Source organism: Spirosoma oryzicola (genome assembly GCF_021233055.1).
Lineage (GTDB): Bacteria > Bacteroidota > Bacteroidia > Cytophagales > Spirosomataceae > Spirosoma > Spirosoma oryzicola.
Genome location: NZ_CP089538.1, coordinates 2,146,143 through 2,167,314, shown reverse-complemented (window position 1 = coordinate 2,167,314; position 21,172 = coordinate 2,146,143). Strand labels below are relative to the sequence as shown.

Annotated in this window: 19 protein-coding genes and 1 tRNA gene; 9 read left to right on the top strand and 11 right to left on the bottom strand. The window is 48.9% G+C overall.

The window, feature by feature from the left end; all coding sequences use genetic code 11:
* Positions 1–16: 16 nt before the first annotated feature.
* From LQ777_RS08790 to rpoN, 7 genes are all read right to left on the bottom strand, one after another.
* Positions 17–475: a hypothetical protein gene (locus LQ777_RS08790; RefSeq protein WP_232562145.1), complete on the bottom strand. Its 459-nt coding sequence runs from the start codon at positions 473–475 to the stop codon at positions 17–19.
* Positions 476–1,220: 745 nt separating this feature from the next.
* A complete protein-coding gene (locus LQ777_RS08785) occupies positions 1,221–3,947 on the bottom strand; it encodes an ABC transporter permease (protein WP_232562144.1) in 2,727 nt (908 codons plus the stop codon).
* Positions 3,944–4,282 (bottom strand): PadR family transcriptional regulator, encoded by a 339-nt coding sequence (locus tag LQ777_RS08780; protein WP_232562143.1) that lies wholly within the window; start codon positions 4,280–4,282, stop codon positions 3,944–3,946. Before LQ777_RS08780 ends, LQ777_RS08785 begins: the two co-directional genes overlap by 4 nt.
* Positions 4,283–4,647: 365 nt before the next feature.
* Positions 4,648–4,721, bottom strand: a tRNA-Arg gene (locus LQ777_RS08775).
* Between the two features lie 71 nt (positions 4,722–4,792).
* A complete protein-coding gene (locus tag LQ777_RS08770) occupies positions 4,793–5,590 on the bottom strand; it encodes an enoyl-CoA hydratase/isomerase family protein (RefSeq protein WP_232562142.1) in 798 nt (265 codons plus the stop codon).
* Positions 5,591–5,697: 107 nt separating this feature from the next.
* On the bottom strand, positions 5,698–6,285 hold the full coding sequence (locus LQ777_RS08765; protein ID WP_232562141.1) for a phosphatase PAP2 family protein: 588 nt from the start codon (positions 6,283–6,285) through the stop codon (positions 5,698–5,700).
* A 179-nt stretch (positions 6,286–6,464) separates the two neighbouring features.
* Entirely contained in the window at positions 6,465–7,916 is a 1,452-nt protein-coding gene (gene rpoN, locus LQ777_RS08760) for an RNA polymerase factor sigma-54 (RefSeq protein WP_232562140.1), read from the bottom strand.
* A 149-nt stretch (positions 7,917–8,065) separates the two neighbouring features.
* Here rpoN and LQ777_RS08755 point away from each other — a divergent pair, with 149 nt between their 5' ends.
* The 3 genes from LQ777_RS08755 to LQ777_RS08745 all read left to right on the top strand — a co-directional run bounded on the left by LQ777_RS08755 (position 8,066) and on the right by LQ777_RS08745 (position 11,639).
* Entirely contained in the window at positions 8,066–9,565 is a 1,500-nt protein-coding gene (locus LQ777_RS08755; protein WP_232562139.1) for a nicotinate phosphoribosyltransferase, read from the top strand.
* Positions 9,566–9,690: 125 nt separating this feature from the next.
* Positions 9,691–10,428 (top strand): HAD family hydrolase, encoded by a 738-nt coding sequence (locus LQ777_RS08750; RefSeq protein ID WP_232562138.1) that lies wholly within the window; start codon positions 9,691–9,693, stop codon positions 10,426–10,428.
* A gap of 59 nt (positions 10,429–10,487) precedes the next feature.
* On the top strand, positions 10,488–11,639 hold the full coding sequence (locus LQ777_RS08745) for a TIGR03364 family FAD-dependent oxidoreductase (protein ID WP_232562137.1): 1,152 nt from the start codon (positions 10,488–10,490) through the stop codon (positions 11,637–11,639).
* A gap of 123 nt (positions 11,640–11,762) precedes the next feature.
* Here LQ777_RS08745 and treZ read toward each other — a convergent pair whose 3' ends face one another.
* Together treZ and LQ777_RS08735 are read right to left on the bottom strand one after the other, a co-directional pair.
* Positions 11,763–13,664: a malto-oligosyltrehalose trehalohydrolase gene (treZ, locus tag LQ777_RS08740; protein ID WP_232562136.1), complete on the bottom strand. Its 1,902-nt coding sequence runs from the start codon at positions 13,662–13,664 to the stop codon at positions 11,763–11,765.
* Positions 13,665–13,902: 238 nt separating this feature from the next.
* Complete coding sequence (locus LQ777_RS08735; RefSeq protein ID WP_232562135.1) at positions 13,903–15,642, bottom strand: alpha-amylase family protein; 1,740 nt, start codon at positions 15,640–15,642, stop codon at positions 13,903–13,905.
* 182 nt (positions 15,643–15,824) lie between these two features.
* Here LQ777_RS08735 and LQ777_RS08730 point away from each other — a divergent pair, with 182 nt between their 5' ends.
* Entirely contained in the window at positions 15,825–16,514 is a 690-nt protein-coding gene (locus LQ777_RS08730; RefSeq protein WP_232562134.1) for a DUF421 domain-containing protein, read from the top strand.
* A gap of 7 nt (positions 16,515–16,521) precedes the next feature.
* Entirely contained in the window at positions 16,522–17,214 is a 693-nt protein-coding gene (locus LQ777_RS08725) for a DUF421 domain-containing protein (protein WP_232562133.1), read from the top strand.
* Positions 17,215–17,238: 24 nt separating this feature from the next.
* Here LQ777_RS08725 and LQ777_RS08720 read toward each other — a convergent pair whose 3' ends face one another.
* Positions 17,239–18,051, bottom strand: coding sequence for an FkbM family methyltransferase (locus tag LQ777_RS08720; protein WP_232562132.1), 813 nt, complete (start codon positions 18,049–18,051; stop codon positions 17,239–17,241).
* Positions 18,052–18,456: 405 nt separating this feature from the next.
* Positions 18,457–18,612 carry a hypothetical protein gene (locus tag LQ777_RS08715; protein WP_232562131.1) on the bottom strand — a complete coding sequence of 52 codons (156 nt, stop codon included), beginning with the start codon at positions 18,610–18,612 and terminating at the stop codon, positions 18,457–18,459.
* 183 nt (positions 18,613–18,795) lie between these two features.
* On the opposite strand from LQ777_RS08715, the gene LQ777_RS08710 reads away from it, so the two are divergent.
* The 4 genes from LQ777_RS08710 to LQ777_RS08695 all read left to right on the top strand — a co-directional run bounded on the left by LQ777_RS08710 (position 18,796) and on the right by LQ777_RS08695 (position 21,042).
* Positions 18,796–19,104, top strand: coding sequence for a hypothetical protein (locus LQ777_RS08710; protein WP_232562130.1), 309 nt, complete (start codon positions 18,796–18,798; stop codon positions 19,102–19,104).
* A 132-nt stretch (positions 19,105–19,236) separates the two neighbouring features.
* Positions 19,237–19,605 carry a hypothetical protein gene (locus LQ777_RS08705; protein ID WP_232562129.1) on the top strand — a complete coding sequence of 123 codons (369 nt, stop codon included), beginning with the start codon at positions 19,237–19,239 and terminating at the stop codon, positions 19,603–19,605.
* Between the two features lie 482 nt (positions 19,606–20,087).
* Entirely contained in the window at positions 20,088–20,474 is a 387-nt protein-coding gene (locus LQ777_RS08700; protein WP_232562128.1) for a hypothetical protein, read from the top strand.
* A gap of 307 nt (positions 20,475–20,781) precedes the next feature.
* A complete protein-coding gene (locus LQ777_RS08695; protein WP_232562127.1) occupies positions 20,782–21,042 on the top strand; it encodes a hypothetical protein in 261 nt (86 codons plus the stop codon).
* Positions 21,043–21,172 lie beyond the last annotated feature (130 nt).

Sequence of the window (21,172 nt, the reverse complement as noted above, 5' to 3'; positions counted from 1 at the left end):
GCTTTGCACAACATCCTTAGGCTTCCTGGTACAAATCAAAATCATCTCCCCGTAACTGCCTGCCCATTGTATTGTCCAGATCTCGATACCGTTTTGACCAAAGCTGTTTTTCGTGATAGGTGTCCTCTAGCGCATAGCGAAAAACAAACCAACCATCGACCAGGTACAACTTCCGGCAGCGTTTAGCGGTGACCGGACAAACAAAGTAGAATACTTTTCCTTTTCCCAGATTGCTGGGTGCAATCAGCAGATTAATGCGGTGCAACTGTCTTTCCCCCCGAAACGAGTAGCGCAGCATAACGCATTTTGCCTTCAGGCTGGCGGCAATGTCGATCGTGGCGATTCGTTCACCATGATGACTCCATCCAAGCTGGTGCGTCTTGCCGTCAATCGGATAGCCGGATTGCTTGATGGTTGCCGTGCTGAGGTAGAGTAAGTCATCGATCGTGGTGGGACATTGAGCAATGCGGGGCATGAGGGTAGAGTTTTCCGAATGTGGAAACCTGAATTCTTAAGAAAGATGGACACAAACTCTTCCTTGTCAACCAACAGAGTTAAATGGGTTACCTTTCAGCGTAGTTCGACAGCTCTCGACAATACTTCTTTTTATGGACTGACGAAACTCTTCCATTGAGCAGAGTCGCACGCGCACGATGTGATGCCAGAAAAATCATGGGCTTGATCCTACGCACCTTTTTATGGGCTCAAATAAGCTTTCATTGGCCTACAAACGCGGTTTTCTCTCAGCTCATCGGGTAGCGAACATAATGCATATCCAGCAAAATGGCCGCCCTTTTTTATGGACATGAAAAACTCAATGCAGTTCCGCTACACAGGCGTGATTTGACTCCGAAAAAATCATGGGAAAGGCTTCTGTGACAGTTATCCGCAACCTGTGACAGAAATGAAGCTGACCGGCTTAAAATTTCGATTTTTCGGGGGCTCCACTTCATTAATAAAGGTCATAGATCATGTAAGATGAAATCATTTATCCTCACTTTCGACAAAAGACATTAAGTTAACTTAATGTCTTTTGTCGAAAGTGAGGATGGCACGGTACGCCAAAGCTTCGTTGCGTTGTCTATCGCTCTATAACGTAAGGTTCCCTAGCGTGCGCGCACGAAACGACCGTGCATTAATCATGGAAACACTGGAAAGAGCATTTTTGCCCTCTACACTGTTTCTATGTGCACCCTAAGCTAAAAAACGGCCTGAACGGCTTATTCACTTCTTATACTCTTTACCGGATTTACCAAAGCTGCTTTTATGCTTTGGATACCTACTGGTAGTGAGGCAACAACAAAAGCGGATAAACCGGCCAGGGCAAACATCCACCACTCAATACTGATCTTATAAGCGAAGTCGGCTAACCAGTGCTGCATCGCATACCAGGCAACGGGGGAAGCGATAAGGATAGCAAGAAAGATCAGTCTGAGATAATCTCTTGAAAGCAGCGCTGTGATGCTGGCGACAGATGCGCCCAGCACTTTCCGAACCCCAATTTCTTTCGTACGTTGCTGAGCCGAAAACATAACCAGCCCAAACAAGCCAAGACAGGATATGGCAATGGCAAGCGCCGTAAACACCGTGGTTAATTTTGCCATGACCTCTTCGCTCTGGTAAAGCTTCGCATACTCCTGATCCAGAAATTGATAAACGAAGGGGTAATTCGGATTGATCCTGTTATACGTCCGCTCAAGATTGCCTAATGCTTGTTTCGTCATGCCGGCCTGTAGGCGCACTAAAATCACCCCGAAATACTCGTATTCTTTTACGTCCACAATCAAGGGTTTGATCGGTTCATGTAGCGAGTGTGTATGGTAATCTTTCAATACGCCAATGATATGGCCTTTCTTTTGCCAGGCTGATATCCATTTACCGAGCGGCTGTTTCATGCCCATTTGCCTGACGGCTTCTTCATTCACTAGAAATGCATCTGTCGAGTCGGTTGCGTTATTGCGGGAGAAATCGCGCCCCTTGACTACTGTTAGATTCATTAACCGGACAAAGTCGAAGCCAACCGAAGTGGGCTTGAAGCCAACGGAAGCGTTTTTCGGTTTACCTTCCCAGTTAATAGCGTCATCATCCACATTAGTTTCGGCAATGCCATCTGCATCGTCGACTACAAACCCCATCGCATGCGGTGCTTCGCTACTGCGATCAATCATTGTGATACCTGCCATTTTAGCGGCTTGGTCTTTGAATAAATGATAGTTGTGGGGAGCCATTAATTCTCCTTCAATGCGGATATAGATCAAGTTATCGCGATTGTAGCCTAGGTGCGTGTTTTGAACATAGCTGGTTTGCTTTGAAACAACGAAGGTGGCGACAAGCAGTATGATTGACAAGCCGAACTGAAAGACCGTTAAGCCCTGTCGAAACCAAATACTCTGCCTGGTAAAGCGCAGGATGCCCTTCAAAATTCGAACCGGCTCCAACGATGAGAGAAACAAAGCGGGATAACTGCCGGCAAGCATGCCGGTGAGGAAAGTCAAGCCAATTAAACCCATCCAGAATGAGAACTGAGTAAAGGGGTAAGGTATTTGCTTGTTGGTGAGGCTATTAAAGGCTGGAAGTAGAACTAGTGTGGATAGCATAGTAAATACCATCGCTAAACAAGCTAACAGCAAGGCTTCACTGTAAAACTGACCGATCAGATGGATGCGTGTAGAGCCTAATACTTTCCGAACGCCGACCTCTTTGGCTCGTTTTACCGATTGGGCCGTAGCCAAATTCATAAAGTTGATGCAGGCGATAAACAAAATAAAGAGGGCTACCCCGGTGAATATACGCACGTATTCAATCCGCCCCCCTTCGGGTTTGCCATTGACAAACGTACTATGGAGGTATTGGTCGCCAATGGCCTGGAAGCCAATTTGCGTTTTGACCTCTTTGGGTAGGGCTAACCGGGGTTGTAGAAAGCGATTGATCTTTGCTTCTACCAGACTGGGATCGGTACCGTCCGAGAGCTGCACGAACGTTCTAAAATTATTGGACGACCATTCTAAAGAGCCTCTCTGGGCCTCCCAGCTAAGCAAAAAATCAAATTTGAGCGAGCTTTGGCGGGGTAGGTTTTCAAAAACAGCGGTAACCATTAAATCCATCTTATTCTCGTAACGGAGTGTTTTGCCAACCGCCTTGTACGGGTTACCAAAGAACAGTTCCGCCATTTTGCGCGAAATGGCAATACTACGAACGTCCTTGAGTGCGGTTTGGGCATTGCCCGCCAGAAGGGGATAACTGAACAGAGTAAAAAAGTCGTTGCTGGCACGTGACCCCTCCAGTTTAAATTTTCGTTCTCCGAGCTGGAACGTTTCGGGGTGCCCCCAGGGAAGCTCATAGCCAGTGGCATAAAAGACTACATGCTGTATTTCTGGTACTGCTTTTTTGGCATCTTCTAGCAAAAATATGCGTTGATTTCCTGCAATTTGTAAAGGTGTATTGTAATTGCCATCGACTTGCCCGGTTGCGAAAACCGTCTGATAAGCGGTATACAGGTTCTGACCGTTCGTATGAAAATTATCGACGCTCCGTTCATCGGTTACCCACAGAAAAATAAACAGACAGCATACCATACCCAAGGACAGTCCCAATACATTGATGAAACTGAACGCCTTATTTTTTAGTAGGTTTCGGATAGCAATTTTTAGATAGTTGCGAACCATAGCAGGGTGTAAAACGAAAGGTTTAGGATAATCAGTGAGGCTTCTATAACTAGCGGTATGTTCTGTTGTCGATGCTCGACGCCAAAGCCGGGGATGCAACAAGAGTAGGATGTCGACCAGGTATAAAAGTCGGACGGTAAAGGCAGGAAGGCGCTGTAGCCGTTTATAGAAGAGTTCATCCAGATCACCCAGGACTTCTTCCTGTAAGTGAGCCGCCACAAGGATGGTCAGCAGGCGTTGAGCCCACTGAGGGGGCCGGGGGGATGCTGGCGTACGACTCATGCGATGCCTCCTCCAAAAGCGGCCTTAGGAATACCTGCCCACAAGTCATTTCGGACACGACGCGCTTCCTGCAAAGCTTGTTCCCCTGCTTTAGTCACGATAAAAAGCCGTTTACGCCGGCCTCCTCGTTCAGCCGTAGCGTCACCGAACCGAGAGTGCACGAACCCCTTTTCCTCAAGCCGTTGCATGGTTCGGTGAACAGCGCCCAGACTTAAAGGTCTCTCAAGCCGCTGGCCAAGTTCTTCAACGACGGCCACGCTATAGGCGTCGTCATAGAGCAGCGCAATGGTTAAAAGGACGAGTTCCTCGAACTCACCTAATTGATCTCCTTTCATCTTTCTTAGTGTCTGCTTAAAGGCTAAGATTTTCTAGCTAACCTATCTTTCTCATTTGTATAGCAAATAGCAGACCAATCAAGAATAAGCCTCAATAGCGATCAAGAGAGCGTGTTTTCTGAAATCAGTCAATAGAATAGTGTCCGTTAGTGGACGTTGCACTGTCCATACATGGACAGTGAGCAGATACGGTATGGGAACTAGTGAAGCGTCTTCTACTAACTATTAAAGGAGCGCATTAAATAAGTGACGCCAAGACTAAATGGAAGATTAATTAGTCTGGAATAAACAGCCTTGTATGCAAATTCGTATGCAAACAAAAAAGCCACTCACCGTTTTTACACTGTAAGTGGCTTATTGTCAAGTGCACTCGTAGGGATTCGAACCCCAAACCTCCTGATCCGTAGTCAGGTGCTCTATCCAATTGAGCTACGAATGCGTACTCTATTTTTTGTTTGTTTCCCGTTGATTGGGAGTGCAAAAGTAGATAGAAAAATGCCCCTTGTCAAGCTATAGGCCTAAAAAATTTGCTTTTCGTTTCAAAAGGAAAGCTTCTACCCCTTCCGGAAAATCCGTAGAACGACCTAATTTATCTTGATTTTCAGCTTCTTGCTCTAGCTGGTGGTCGAGATCAGAATAAAGCGATTGATTCAAAACTTTTTTCATTGCACCAATCGCTTGGGTAGGTGCAGTAGCGTAATAAGCGACTATTTCATCCACTGCGCTATCTAACTTATCGGCAGGAACCGAACGGCTTACCAATCCAAGCTGAGCCGCTTCGGGACCGTATACCCGCTTACCCGTGCTACATAGCTCAAAAGCACGCTGGGAGCCGATCAACCGGGGAAGGAAAAACGTAGAACCCGCATCCGGCATTAAGCCTATGTTGACGAATAGCTGGCTGAAGTAAGTCTCATCAGCACAAATAACGATATCACAGGCTAATGCCAGCGAACAACCGGCGCCAGCCGCTACACCATTGACCCGCCCCACAATCGGCTTTGCCAGATCCCGCATGGCTTTGATCATCGGGTTGTATCCATTGCGCAACGACTCCCCGAGATTGAGCTGACCTTTCTCAGCACTGATAGGACTAAATCCTTCTTTCAGATCGGCGCCAGAACAAAACGCCTTGTCACCCGCTCCTGTCAGCACGACAACACGAACACGGTTATCATTACCGGCGGTTGTCACAGCGGCCGTTATCTCGCTGATCAACGCAGGACTCAGTGCGTTGTACACCTGTGGCCGATTAAGCGTGATGCGACATATGCCATCAACAACCTCGTAAATAAGGTTTTCAAACATGAGACGGATCTTTTAGAAACGAGTAGCAAGCATACAGTTTTTACTAGAGAGAACAAAATAAATGCCCTAGTAACCTGGTCTGGTACCGTTGCGGTACCTAACTGATCCTACATGACAAACAATACCGTAAGCACACTTATGCTCAGACCGAGTGCAAATCCGGCTCCTACCTGGTCGGGCGTGTGCGCGTTGAGTTGAAGTCTGGCGCTAGCGATCATCCCAGCTAACATGATCAGAATGAGCAGAACCAGCACGAGATCCGTCTGACTCGACTTTACAATGATACCAGCTATTGCTCCCACGACTCCGCTGATGCCGACACTGTGTGCACTAATCTGCCAGTATAGACTGATAAGCCCAACCAGCAGAATCGAAACGGTAATACTACCCAGCAGGATGGCTATTCCAGGGGCAATGCTCGACAGCAGCTGCATTCGAAACGCGAACAGGAATGTCACGCCTGTATAGACAAAAGCCGTTAGAAAGTAAGGCAATCGACGATCCGATAAGGTGTCCAGTTGTAACGTTCGGACGTAACCGCTGCGAAACAGGTAGTAAATGAGCAGCGCTGGAACAGCAAACGTGCCGATGAAGATAAGGACCAGTAGACTGATTCGAAGTGTACCCGAAAAAGCATCGACCCCAAGAACCGAAGGAGTTAGATACAGTAAAATGCCGAACAACAGCGTCGGCATTAGCAGCGGGTGAAAAATGACAGAGAGAAATCGGGCAAGCGAAGCGTTCAACGAATTAAAAAATTATGACCGGGTTGCCGGTGCAATGATACATAAGTCTGTAACAGCCAGTAACGACAAAGTTAGCAAATGCTATCGTTCCTTATTGATCATCGCCCAGCCAACTGGCTCTACTTGCATTAAAGTTCTTTTCTTAGTCGGGCCACCGGAATATTCAGTTGCTCTCGGTACTTGGCAACTGTACGACGGGCAATGTTGTAACCCCGGTCATTCAGAATTTTTTCGAGCTTGTCGTCTGAAAGCGGATTCAGCTTTGGTTCATTATCAATCAGATCCTTGAGAATATTTTTCACTTCGCGGCTGCTGACATCTTCCCCTGAATCGGTCGCGATACCTTCGGAGAAGAAATATTTAAGCGGATAAATTCCGAATTCGGTTTGCACTGACTTACTGTTGGCTACCCGCGACACCGTCGAAACGTCCATATCGATCAGGGTGGCGATGTCTTTCAGGATCATAGGCCGCAATTTCGATTCGTCGCCGGTCATAAAGAAATCGTACTGAAAACGTACAATGGCATTCATCGTTTTGAGTAGCGTCTGCTGGCGCTGCTTGATGGCGTCGATAAACCATTTGGCGGCGTCAAGCTTCTGTTTGACGAACGAGACGGTTTCTTTAAGCGATTTATTCTGCTTACTGCTTTTGTCGTAGGTATCGAGCATGTCGGCAAACGAACGACTGATGCGTAGCTCGGGCGCGTTTTTGGAGTTCAGCGTCAAATCAAGTTTGCCATTGTTATTGGTTAGAATGAAGTCAGGAATCAGGTATTGAATCGTCCCTGCTTCACCCTCGACAGAACCTGGTTTGGGATTCAGCTTGATGATAATGTCGATTACTTTTTTCAGCGACTCGTCGCTGATGTTGAGCCGACGCTGGATTTTATCGAAATGCTTTTTCGAAAACTCTTCGAAGAAATCTTCAATAATGCGGATAGCCAGAATGATGTACGGATCGGAGGTATCTTTGCGCCGAAGCTGTAACACGAGGCATTCCTGCAACGAACGAGCCGCAATGCCGGGTGGATCAAACGTCTGGATTTTTTGAAGAACATCCTCCAGCTCATCGGTATCGGTAAATACGTTTTGCGAAAAAGCAAGATCATTGACGATGGCCTGCATTGACCGCCGGATGTACCCATCCGCTTCGATGCTACCGATAAGCTGAAGGCCAATAATTCGCTGCGTTTCTGTAAGGTGTAGATAACCGAATTGCTGCATCAGCGAATCCAGCAGGCTCGAACTGGTAGCCAGCGGCATATCGCGATCTTCTTCACCGTAGTTGCCATCGCCCTGCATTTTGTAGCCCGCATAATCTTCGTCGCGGATGTAGCTATCGATGTCGAGGTCGTCGTTACGGTCTTTGTAATCGTCTTCGTAGTCGTCGGCGAAGGAATCGTCCTCCCGCTGATCGTAGTCATCGTCCATTCCCTCTTCTAATGCCGGGTTGACTTCCAATTCTTCCTCAATACGCGTGTCGAGTTCGGCAGTAGGAATTTGCAACAGCTTGATAAACTGAATTTGTTGAGGAGACAGTTTTTGCTGAAGCGACTGGGAAAGGCTTAACTTCTGCATGGGTAGTACAGATAAACGGTAGTATTTACAAGTTATGTGGGGCAATCGGTGGCGAAATGCCCCGCACAAATATTAGACCAATTTATCTTTTATTTGTTTGAAAAGCAATAAACATTTTGAGTAAAGCCATTGAATAGTACCTTCGCTGCATGACCAATAAACTGTACGACACCTCCCTAAGCTTACTTACCGACCTGTATCAGATAACCATGGCGTATGGTTACTGGAAATCGGGAACCGCCGAAAAAGAAGCCGTTTTCAACCTGTATTTCCGGAAACATCCATTTGGCGGGGGATTTACAATTGCCTGCGGCCTAACGAACGTGATCGGGTATATCAACAACTTTAGTCTATCCAAAAAAGATTTGCGCTATCTGCGCACGCTTACGGGCAATGATGGGCAACCGCTTTTTGAAGAGGCTTTTCTGGATTACCTAGCCAATCTTAAACTCACCTGCGATGTCGAAGCGATCCCCGAAGGAACAGTCGTTTTTCCGAATGAACCACTGGTTCGGGTACGCGGGCCTATTTTGCAGTGCCAGTTGCTCGAAACACCCCTGCTCAATCTGATTAATTTTGAATCGCTGGTCGCGACAAAAGCCGCTCGACTGCGCTTGGTTGCCGAAAATGATACGCTGCTGGAATTCGGCTTGCGTCGGGCGCAGGGTATCGACGGCGGCATGACGGCTTCACGGGCCGCTTACATCGGGGGGTGCGACGCTACCTCAAACGTTCTGGCGGGCAAATTATATGATATCCCGGTACGAGGCACCCACGCCCATAGCTGGGTCATGTCATTTGCCGACGAACTGGAAGCGTTTCAAACCTACGCCGACGTTTTACCCAACAACGTAACCTTGCTGGTGGATACCTACGACACGCTACAGGGGGTTCGCAATGCCATCGAAGCGGGCCGTACGCTCGTGCAGAAGGGTTACAAGCTGGCCGGTATCCGGCTCGATTCGGGTGATCTGGCGTATTTGAGCATCGAAGCGCGTAAACTTCTGGATGAAGTGGGTTTTACGGATACGGCCATCGTAGCCAGCAATGATCTGGACGAAACCATCATTAACAGCTTAAAACAGCAGGGGGCGAAAATCAACATCTGGGGTGTGGGTACGAAATTAGTAACGGCCTATGACCAACCGGCGCTTGGTGGTGTATACAAGCTGGCGGCTCTCCGCCAGGAGTCGATCTCGCCGGACGCAGAAAGCGGGTGGGACTACAAAATGAAGCTGTCGGAGCAGGCCATCAAGATATCGACGCCCGGCATTCAGCAGGTCCGCCGATTCCGGAACGAGCGTGGCTTCGTCGCCGATATGATTGTTGATGAAAACAGCCTAAACGACACGGATTCAACTGCATCGATGACGATGATCGATCCGCTGGACTTCACTAAACGGCGTACCTTTGACGCTAAACAGGAATTTGACGACTTACTGGTACCCGTCTTCCGAAGCGGAACCTGTGTCTATACCAGTCCAGACATTCATTCGATCCGGACGCGGGTTCAGGAACAACTGGCAAATCTGCATCCGGGAGTCAAGCGGTTTGTGAACCCTCACACCTACCCCGTTGGGTTGGAAAAACAGCTGCACGAGCTAAAAACTGAACTGATCCTGAAACTCCGGGAGCGCAACGAACAATAGGCACCATTAACGATCATCGGTCAGCCTACAGGACGATTGCCCGAGTTTTCTTTATTTCTTAACACAAGTCGGGCGGCACGTATCGAAAGATTGTGTTGTTTTACTGCTCTTTCTTCTAAAAAAAGATGCAACCTATTGAATTAGTGGTGTTTGATATGGCCGGCACAACCGTGACCGACCACCATGAAGTCGAGCAATGCTTTGCGCAGGCAGCCGCTGAAACAGGTCTGATTGCCTCGGCGGAACGGATTCTGGCGATGCAGGGCTTGTCGAAACGGTATGTATTTGACACGCTCTGGAAAGAACAGCTGGGTGAAATGCATCCCGATGTCCCCGCCCATGTTGATATATCCTATGCTACTTTTCAACAAATTCTGGAACGTCACTATCGCGTCAACGGCGCTACGCCCACCGAAGGCTGTCTCGACACATTTGCCTACCTGCGTGAACGGGGCATTGCTATTGCGCTAACAACAGGATTCTACCGGGTTGTCACCGATATTATACTGGAGAAACTTGGCTGGCTCAACGGCCTCGATCAGCACCGGCGAGGAACCTCTGACAGTCTGATTCAACTGTCGATAGCCAGTGACGAAGTAGAGCGCGGACGCCCTTATCCACTCATGATTGAGCGGGCTATTGATCAACTAGGAATCAGCTCGCCCAAAGCCGTTGTCAATATCGGCGACACTCCTTCTGACCTTCTATCGGGTCAGGCGGCAGGTGTCGTGCTTAACCTGGGGGTTACCAACGGGACGCATTCGAAAGAACAGCTCGAAACGTATCCACACGATCGGCTAATCGGATCGCTCCGGGACTTACCCGCCCTGCTGGATTCGCACGCGGTCGCGGTCAATACCTAAACGAGCGTAGAAAAGAACGATTTCTCCGCCCTACACCGACAAGTCTGTTTTTTTAACTTATGGCTTCTTACGATCTGATTGTCATCGGCGCGGGTGCGCTGGGAACGTTTCATGCTTACCACGCGGCTAAAGCTGGTCAACGGGTGCTGCTACTGGAAAAAGATCAGTATCCGGTTGGGGCTACGGTGCGTAATTTCGGGCAAGTGGTACCGTCAGGTCTGGCGGGTCGTTGGTTCGATTACGGTCGCCGGAGCCTAGAAATTTACCGCGAGCTTCAACAGCAGACCGATTTGACGGTACGCGCCAACGGAACCGTTTACCTGGCCTCCGACAACGACGAGTGGACGCTGGCGAATGAACTGCACGACCGCTACCAACGCCTGGGTTATATCAGCGAACTACTGTCTAAAGCGCAGTGCCTGGAGAAGTACCCTTCCCTACGGACTGATTATGTCATTGGCGGGCTGTTTTTCCCCGACGAGCTAAGCGTTGAACCGGAACAGATGATCCACCGGCTGATCGCTTTTATTCAGAAGAAGTACGGCGTCGACTACCGACCGGGTTCGGCTGTGATCGATTGTCAGTCCAATTACAGCGGAGCGATTGTGTCCCTGGCTAATCGGCAGCGGTTTCAGGCCGGACGGGTTATTATTTGCAGCGGGCACGAAGTCCGGTTGTTGTTTCCTGAGGTGTTGGCCGATGCGGAGTTGGTTGTAAGCAAGCTACAAATGCTTCTGGTAGAATCGGTTGCAGGCATCAACCTGCCCGGAAATATACTAACGGGGCTAACTATACGTCGTTACGAAGCCTTTGAGGAATGCCCTTCTTTCGTCCGCGTTTCTACGCCCGAGCACTTGGCCGAACTGAAGCGTTGGGGCATTCACATTCTATTCAAACAAGCCACGGACGGTTCGTTTATCGTTGGTGATTCGCACGAGTATGCCGATGCGACAAAAGCCGAAGATCTGGGTTACCATACGCAGGATTATATCAATCGGCTTATGCTAACCGAAGCAGAACGGATTGTCAAGTTTCCGCTAAACGTCCGAAAAGCGTGGGCCGGATTCTACAGCCAGACTAAATCGGAAATTTTCGAGTACGACGTAGACGAGAATATTCGTATTGTAACGGGTATCGGCGGTAAAGGCATGAGTTCAGGGGCGGGCTATGCCGAAGATAGCATCCGGCAATGGCTAGGCACAACGGCCTAACCTAAATAAGCAGCACCCAATACAGTAGTAAGCTCCTCTCCACAGGTACAACGCGCAAAGAAATAGCTTACCGGTCAGAACACGCTGGCTCTGACCGGTAAGCGTAGAACTTATTATGCCATCTTATGCCATCAGATCGGGCAGTTTGAGCGCATTTTTCTCGTGTCCCTGCGCGTAAATAATGAGTGACTCGGCGGGTACCGTAACGGCTACATCACCAGACCATTCTTCGGGCGCTGAGCTAGGTTGTGCTTCCTCTGACGACTGCCATTGTGGATCAGCCGAATCGAGCAGTTTTTGCCACCGTCCGTTTTTAGGCTGCGCAGTCAGTTGCAACACCTGTGGTTCTTTGTCGAAATTCATTAAACACAGTACATGCTGATCATCGTACCAACGATGCAAAACGAGTACCTGCTGACTATCGCAGGCGTTAACAGTCATCTGCTTACGGTCCAGCTGGCGCAGAGCAGGTAGTTGCTGACGCAAGGCAATGAGGGTTTGATAAAACCGCAGCATCGTCCGGTGCGGTTGCTGCTCAATCAACTCCCATTGCAGCTTCGACCTTAGAAACGTTTCTTCCTCCTGCGGATCGGGAACCTCACCCTCCGAGTGAAACGCTGCAAACTCCTGCTTACGTCCCTCCCGCACGGCCTCTACAAGATCAGGTTCCAGGTGATTCGCAAAGTACAGAAACGGGTTTGTTTCGCCCCATTCTTCGCCCATGAACAACAACGGAATGTACGGGCTGACCAGTACGGCTCCAGCCATCAGCTTCGTAGTGTTAAAGCTGTACAATTGACTGGATCGCTCACCCAGCTTGCGGTTACCAACCTGATCGTGGTTCTGCGAAAACACAATGAACTGTTTGCCCGGATTGTGTTCGGCTCTTGTGCCAAAAAGCCGATGCCGGACTTCGGAAAACTGTCCGTCATAAACGTAGGCATCCTGGTAGGATTTGACCAGATGATCAAGCCCTTCAAAATCCGCGTAATAGCCAATCTTGTCCTCCCCTACCGCAACACGCAGCGAATGGTGAAATTCATCGATCCACTGAGCATCCATACCATATCCGTTCTCTGCTATCGGATTGATGTAGCGGGGGTCGTTCAGATCACATTCGATCATAAGGTAATGCCGACGTCCCGTTGCTTCCATTAATCGGTCAACCTCCTGTCTAAGCTCCTGAAGGATATGGACGGGTCCGCTATCTTTGATCGCGTGAACGGCATCCAGGCGTAGCGCATCGATATGGAAGTCGCGCAGCCACATAAGGGCATTTCCGATGATGTATTGTCGCACGCCATCGCACCAGGTATTGTCAAAGTTAACCGCTTTCCCCCAGGGCGTGCAATACGTATCGGTTAGATAAGGGCCAAACTTATCCAGGTAATTGCCCTCGGGACCAAAATGATTATAGACCACGTCCAGAATGACCGCAATCCCTTTCTTATGACAGGTGTTGATCAGGCGTTGCAGCCCAGCGGCTCCTCCGTAGGACGTTTGTACGGCATAGGCATATACGCCATCATAGCCCCAGTTGTGATCATCGGCGAACTGAGCTACCGGCATGATTTCAATGGCGGTAACGCCTAATGCTTTCAGATGATCCAGTTTGGTTTCGAATGCCTCGAACGTACCTTCGTCCGTAAACGTCCCCGTATGGATTTCGTAAATCAGATAGTCTTCTAAGGGTGGATTGACCCACTCCTGATCGTCCCAATTGAACTGATCGGTATCAATCGCCTGTGATGGTTCGTGTACGCCTTCTGGCTGACTAAGCGACGCCGGGTCAGGGTACTCTTGTTCGCCATCCAGGATAAACGTGTACCGGTCGCCGGGTTTGATTTTTCGGGTTGTTAGCCGCCAATGCCCAAGTTCTCCCCGGCTTAGCGGCAGTGCTGCCGATTGATCGTTCACCTTGATCGCTACCTGACTGGCGGTAGGACTCCATACAACTACCTGCGCTTGCTTGTCCTCTAAAAATGTTACACCGAGTGATCGTCTATGTATGTTTAGCTGCCGCATACAACATTAAAGTTTAGCAGCCCTAGCACCGTCTGAGCCAACAATTACGCAGCCGGATACACTATGCAATTTCCCATAGAGTGCCAGAACTTTTGACTACTTGCCTCATTGTAACCTTACCTTTCGCCCCAGGTTGGTACTAAGCCAGGGAAATAAGGGAATGGGCCACCAGTCAAATCGACTTCGCTTAGTTGCTGCGCCAGTTACGGGTCATCAAAGGAAACAAAAGCAGTATTACTTACTTTTTCAGGCGATACCACGTATAGCCATAGCCCGGCAGTTGAGTCGTGTACGCACCATCTTTCCCAACTTGACGCTGGCTGTTGTCCAGAAGGTTAACCAGTTGAGTCTGCGCCTTCAATTGCGTGCTGATCTGGCATTGCTGCGGCTCTGGACTAAAGTTATGCACCATCAACAACGACCGTCCCTGCCAATCGTACCGAATAGCCAAAACGTGCTGGGAGCCCGTATCGACCAGTTCCCAGTTTCCCCAACCGATCTCTGGACATTGTTTGCGCAAACGGGCCAGTTGGGTCACCTTGTTCAGCAGCGAGGCTGAATCGGCACGCTGGGCCGCTACATTGATCGACGTATAGCCGTAGGGACCCTGACTGATGACGGGCCGAACGGTTTTTGGTGCATTCGAAAAGCCGCCGTTCGTAGCGCTAGACCACTGCATAGGTGTTCGAACCGATAACCGCTCTTCCAGCTTCAGGTCATCGCCCATGCCAATCTCTTCGCCGTACCGGATAACCGGCATTCCAGGTAACGAAAAAAGCATGCTGTACGCCAACTCGACCAGACGCCGGTCGCCCAGCATAGGCGCTAACCGACGCCGAATGCCCCGGTCGTAAAGTTGCATCGTTGAGTCAGGGCCGAATCGTTTGTAAACCTTATCCCGCTCTTCATCACTCAGCCGACCGAGGTCAATTTCATCGTGGTTGCGCAAAAAATGCGCCCACTGGGCCGTTGGTGGAATGTCTTTGGTATCGTGCAGGGCTTTCCGTAGTAGCTTGGTTTCACCACTTGCCAGGGCGTAGAAAAGGTGCTGGTTCGCGAAGAAGTTGAACATTGTCTGCATGTTCTCCCCGTCTTTACCAAAAAAAGGCTCCTGCTCTTTCGGGTCGACATTGGCTTCGCCCAACAGAATTGCGTCACGCTTATGCCATTGGATGTACTGGTGCAACTGCGTAATGATGTCAAACTGATGTTCCGGCTTATCCGGGTCGAAATCGGGATTCGCTACTTCGATCAGGAACGGAACGGCATCCACCCGAAAACCGGCAATTCCTTTGTCGAGCCAGTACTTGACAATCTTGCGCATTTCCCGCTGCACCGCCGGGTTCTGCATGTTCAGGTCTGGCTGAAAGTCATAAAAGCGGTGATAATAATACTCCCCCGCTTGCTTGTCGTACGTCCAGACAGCTTTCTGAACACCCGGAAATACCATACCCGTATCCCACTTTTTTGGCCGCTCTTTCGACCAGACATACCATGACCGGTACGGCGAATTCTTTTGCTGACGGGCCTGCTTAAACCACGGGTGCTGATCGGACGTGTGGTTGGTAACCAGATCCATCATCACCCGAATGCTTCGCTGGCTGGCTTGTTTAATTAATTCGTCGAAGTCCTGATTAGTGCCCAGGCGCTGGTCGATGCCGTAAAAATCAGCGACATCGTACCCATCATCTTTGTTGGGTGTCGGCTGAAAAGGGGCTAGCCAGATTGCATCGACCCCCAGCGTTTTGAGATAATCCAACGATTGCGTCAGCCCCTTGAAGTCACCAACACCGTCGTTGTTCGAATCTTTAAAGACCTCAACATCTACGCTGTAAACAAGTGCATTCTTATACCATAGTTCCTCAATAAAGTCAGTTGCCAGCGGAACGGGTGGTGTTTTCTTGGATTCATTCTCCGATGTTTTTGTCTGGCAGGAAACGAGTAGCGTTACAAAGAGAAGGGGAAGTATATGTTTCATGAAGTAGTGGCCAGAGGCTTATCCTAGTTACACAACCGGTTTCAGAACCAATCTGTTAACGAAGATTCTCTTTCGGCCATTTGGCTCATTTTAATATTATATGTTTCTAGTTTTTTATATAAATAAAGTCAGTTTACTCACCGTCTTTCAATCAATTCGATTAGACAAAAGTTAGGGTTGACATGAATAAGGAAGAGATAAAGTTAGGCGATTGGCAGCGGATCTTATTCGGGAATGCTCCCATTGAATTCTTGGCAGAAGTGTTTGTTCGGACGATGCTGATTTACCTCATACTGCTGGTTGTGATGCGGCTGCTGGGGAAACGGATGAACGGCCAGTTAACCAACTTAGAACTAGCGGTTATGCTTACGATGGGGGCCATCGTTTCTCCGGCTATGCAGTTACCGGATCGTGGTTTTTTGGCGGGTGTGATGGCGATGATCTGCGCCCTGATTTTTCTGCGGGGAACAAACTCATTAGGGTTCAGGAGCAGCAAAGCAGAAACGATCATTCAGGGTACCGAAACGGTGATCGTTAAAGACGGAATTATCCAGTTGGATAAGATGGCGAGTAATCGCTTATCGCATCAGCAGATTTATGCGGCTTTACGGAGCGAAAATGTGTACAATTTGGGGAAGGTGAAGCGGCTGTACCTGGAAGCGTACGGCATATTCAGCATTTACAAGGACGAAAAAGGAAAGCCTGGCTTATCCATACTACCTCCTTTAGATCCTGAAATTCAATCGATTCACCAACATCCAGACGAAAAAATCCTAGCCTGTAGCAATTGCGGTTACACCCTACCAGCCGAGCCAAAGCCGGGCACCTGCCCAAGCTGTCATGCGGAGCAATGGAGTGAAGCGATACTTTAACGTCATTATGAATAAGGAAGATATCAATATATACGATTGGCCGCGAATTCTGATTGGAGAAGTTCCGGTTATCTTTTACGTCGAAATACTAATCCGGGCAACCGCAGTTTATCTGCTGCTAGTTGTGGCCATGCGGCTGATGGGCCGACGGATGGCGTCTCAGTTGAGCCGCAACGAGATGGCGGCTATGGTATCGCTGGCAGCCGCTATCGGGATTCCGATTCTGGACGCCAGTCGGGGTTTATTACCGGCTTTCGTTATCGCTCTGGTGGTCGTATTTACTCAGCGTCTTGTTTCCTACATCGCGGCAAAGAATGAAAAGTTTGAAACGCTTTCTCAGGGTGATAAAAGCACACTCGTTGAGAACGCTGTCATCCAGTTGGCCAATCTGAAAGGAACAGTTGTTACGCGTGAGCTTTTGTTTGCTCAGCTTCGGTCAAGTGGCCTGATCCACCTGGGTCATGTCAAGCGGCTGTACATGGAAGCCAATGGGTCCTTCACGCTGATTGAAGATTCGAACCCTAAACCAGGACTTTCACTTTTACCCGAATGGGATACGGAATTTGTTGATCAGCAGGAAAAAGCACCGGGTCAATACGTCTGCCACCACTGTGGAAACGCACAGCCCGGTGCTGGTCGCGAAGAAACGGCTTTTTGCAGCAACTGTGGGCATCAGGAGTGGGTACCCGCCCTCAAATGAATGACTTTTAACCAGACTTGCGGATTAACTGGGGGCCGTTTCGGTCTTAATCAACGACGTATGAACGTCCTCCCGCACAAACGTACGTTTCAACGATTCGGTAGAATGTACGAGTACGTAACCCGCTTTCCGTAGCTTGGCACAGGCGTTTTTGATGCGGAAATGATAGCCTTTATCGGTAACGTTATGGACCTCGTCGAACTCGACCAGGATCATCTTTACGTCCGGTTTATCCTCGACGATTGTATCGATTACGGTATACTCGGCTCCTTCAATCTCCAGCTTGACCAGATCAACGGTCGTGTGGTTGAGCATCTTCATGAGATTACTCAGGCGGTCAACGGGTGCTTCGATGTACTTTTCGGAATCTTTGAACAGATAAACCGAATGCGAAACGTAGTTTTCCTTTTGCGGCTCAAAGAAGCGCAGGACTGTTTTCTGATCCCAGACGCCAATGTTTACGTAGGTAACCGCATCGATTTGCTCCGTGGATAAACGGTACGTGAACGGGTACGAGTCATTAGGCGGTTCGTTATGAATCGTCAACGTCTTTCCGGCCTGTGTGTACTCCTTTAGTTTTTGAAAATGATTGATGCCTTCTGGCGTTGGATCAAAAATGTAAACCCGCGCGTCGAACCGGGCTTTTAATTCGGTATCAAACGAAATGTCCTCTCCCGCTCCTACACAGTAACAGACGGACTCGCTTGTCAGGAAATTTTCGGGAACAAAGTATCCATGAAATTCGGAGCCAACATGCACCAGGTTAGCCAGTGGCTTTACACCTTGCTGGGGGTGTATTCCCATTACTTTTTTTGTAACGTCTACAAGAGTTTTCATAAAAGACTACTAACCGCAATGAACTAGCCAGGGGCGTGGTTTGACAGGAAACAGTTCGCTAATTAAATGAAAAACATTCACTTAAGCCGTTTCTCCAAACAAACTTTTCTAAAAGTGTCTCGTATTGTTTCTGCACATTAAACTAGTCAACAGCGTGTATACACTGTACACATGATGGTAATACCATACGGTAAATACGGGCTCTCCGCAAGCTATTTTTGGGAGCAACCTGCTCGTGGGGTAATTCACAAGCGGGCTATATCCGTTTACGCAGCGAGGCCGTTTTAGCAGCCTACTGATCAGTCAGCGTGTATGAAATAAATCTAGTGATCGCAGCGATGCTGGCCGTTAGTTGGCCAAGCAGTTAACCCAGTACGCTGATCCGCCGGATGTCTGATCCTGGCTTTATCTCGTGGGGGCGTTCCCGTAGCCTACGAAGTTACCATTCACCTGAGGGTTGAGCTTGATGTGTTCGTTGTCCGGAAGCTTGGTGTACCCGGCCACCAAGAACTGGCAATGGGAGCGATTGCGGCTGTAGGTTCCTAGGGCGAGCCAGTGCATGTTGTGAATCAATCTGTACTTCAGGCTCATCACGTAACAGACGCTGAGCTTAGTCTGGTTGTGCAGCGAGAACGAAACGAATTAGCGCGTCATGAGTAGGCTTACCGCAATAACCAGCCTATTCCCAGCCTACAGAATAAACCGATTCTTCTTATTTACGATGGATTAGCCACAAGCGCTACCATGCGGGTTGCTGCCCAGGCGCTACGGCAGTTGAAACCCACCCAGTTTGTAATTGCTGTACCAGCAGCCCCCGCCAGCGTGTGCAATGGCTTACGGGAGGATGGCACTAACGTGGTATGCCTGCTAACCCCCAAACCCTTTTACAACGTCGGCCAGTGCTACGACGACTTTTCGCAAACTACGGATGTATATGTACGAAAGTTGCCCCAAAAGCGTCCTTACGGGGTCCAGCAAGCCGATAGCAGCCTATACCGAACAAAATCGTTAGTGGTTACGAACCGGATTCAGCAGGCAAAACGGGCGATTTAACCAAGCAATTCAGGCATTCGGATAGATTGAATGGGAGCGGCAGGAAAAATACCTAACCTTTGCCTCGGTCAACGACTTTGATTAGTCTGATTAAGAATTAGCCGAAGAGGGATTGTCAACTTGTATCCTGCCATGAAGAAATCGTTATTTGCCAGCATCAGTATTCAGTTTGTCAACAAAGCCGTTCAGGATGCAATTCGCCGATGCGAACGAATTGTGGTCGTCGGTTCGTCGGATGAGTACCAAACGATTTACTTTTTTACGGGCCAAAAAAGCTATTTTCGCTATTACACAATCGACCTGAACGCCATTGACCCCATCGTACCGAAGCGTTTTCAACAAGCTAAACGAAACTTCTATGACGAGGTTTTACGCCGAGAACCCCTGGCCCAGGCCGTTAGTCGGGTCGAAGCCAGCCAGCTGTTAAATTCATATTGCAACGCTCCAGCCGTCTCGAATGCCCCGCTTGTTCAGTGGGTTAAGGGCCTGCTGGTGAACTAAGTATATACGCTTGCTTTCTACGTAATCCGTATCAGCAAATTACCTTTCTCTTTTCCAAAAACCCTGCTCAACCTATAGTACAGCACCGCCCTGCTCAACAGAATTGTTGGGCAGGGCGGTGCTGCTTTGGTATCGATAAGGAAAGTGTACTTTTCTGTAGAAGCTAAGGTGTGAAAAAAGAAACGACCCGACTCAACCGGCCGGGCCTTTCTGCTTCTATCCACACCATAATAAGCCTGCCATTACAGCAAGGCTTATTTGATATGCAATGTTAGCGATAATTTTTCAAGTTTAGATAATGCATAGGCATAGTTCTATCGTAGGGGAATAATTATATTATCAAACGTCTGTCGTCAACTGCTACCAATAAGCTATTTATCAAGTACAAATAAGGTGATGCATCTTTGTGGCTGAATTCCGATGCCATTTCGTTTGGAAAGATATTGCACAATCAGGCTCTTCGCCGTTAATTAGCCACCATCATGAGACTACTTTTGTTACTCCTCCTGGGATTCGTATCCGCTTGTCAATCGGATAAACCGAATAGCACCGCAGCAGTAAATGCATCGCGCGACCTGCTAATTGACCGGGTGTTCTGGCAACCAGAGCAAAACCAAAGCCAGCATACACGGGTCAATCAACACAAGTTTGCGATAACCAATACCTCGCTTCAAACGGGTTATCGTCGGATAACGGTTCGATTCGATTATTACGATCAACATTACCACTGGCTCGACTCCGCCATCTATACCGTCAATCAATCGATTGAGCCTCGCTCAGCGATCCGAATAGACAGTGTGCAAACGGGTAAGGCGAATCCGGCAACCAGGTCCGCAACCGTTACTGTGCTACGGGCCGAGTCAGAATAGATTTCGCCTTGAGTGCCTTAGTGGGTCTACGCACATGACAAAATCTGAACTGGACCGCTAGCTCAGCCTGTCTTTTAGCGCGTAATGCCACTTAGTAAATAACCGGATCATCATAAATCGTTATAGGAATGGCTTATCGTATGTACCCGATGCGATACCTGCCGGTACTTATATGCATTATAAGCGCTTTTGGGTGACGTGTTTGGTACTAGACCGTGTCGGCAAAGAACCCAACAGGTAATTGATGTACATGGAAGCCGCTGGCAAACTACCTGGTCATTTGCTTGCGTTTTAACAATAGCGCCCGATGTCAATAGTCGATTTTGAAAGTATCGATCCCCGAGGAATACACAGACAGCAAAGTTACGGTGACCGCGACCCAGAGTCCTGTTTCGAAATGCTTAGTCTGCTGGTGAGAAACGGCTGGCAGCTGATCCGGGTCGATTATTTTGCTTCGGGTACGGGGATTGGGATGAAACTACCCATTGAAGCGTTTACCGGCGAACCGATGCGTGCGCCAATTCGCCTGCTGGAAGAAGAATGGAAAGAACTTATCGTCAATAGCTAGTCACCGTCTACACAGACGACGGGACAGCCAAGTTCATTGGCAACAATCGCCAATCCGCGTTGAAAACTACGGCCTCCGTTTCATCATCTTAACTGCGATAACGAAACGGAGGCCGTAGTTTTCAACGCGG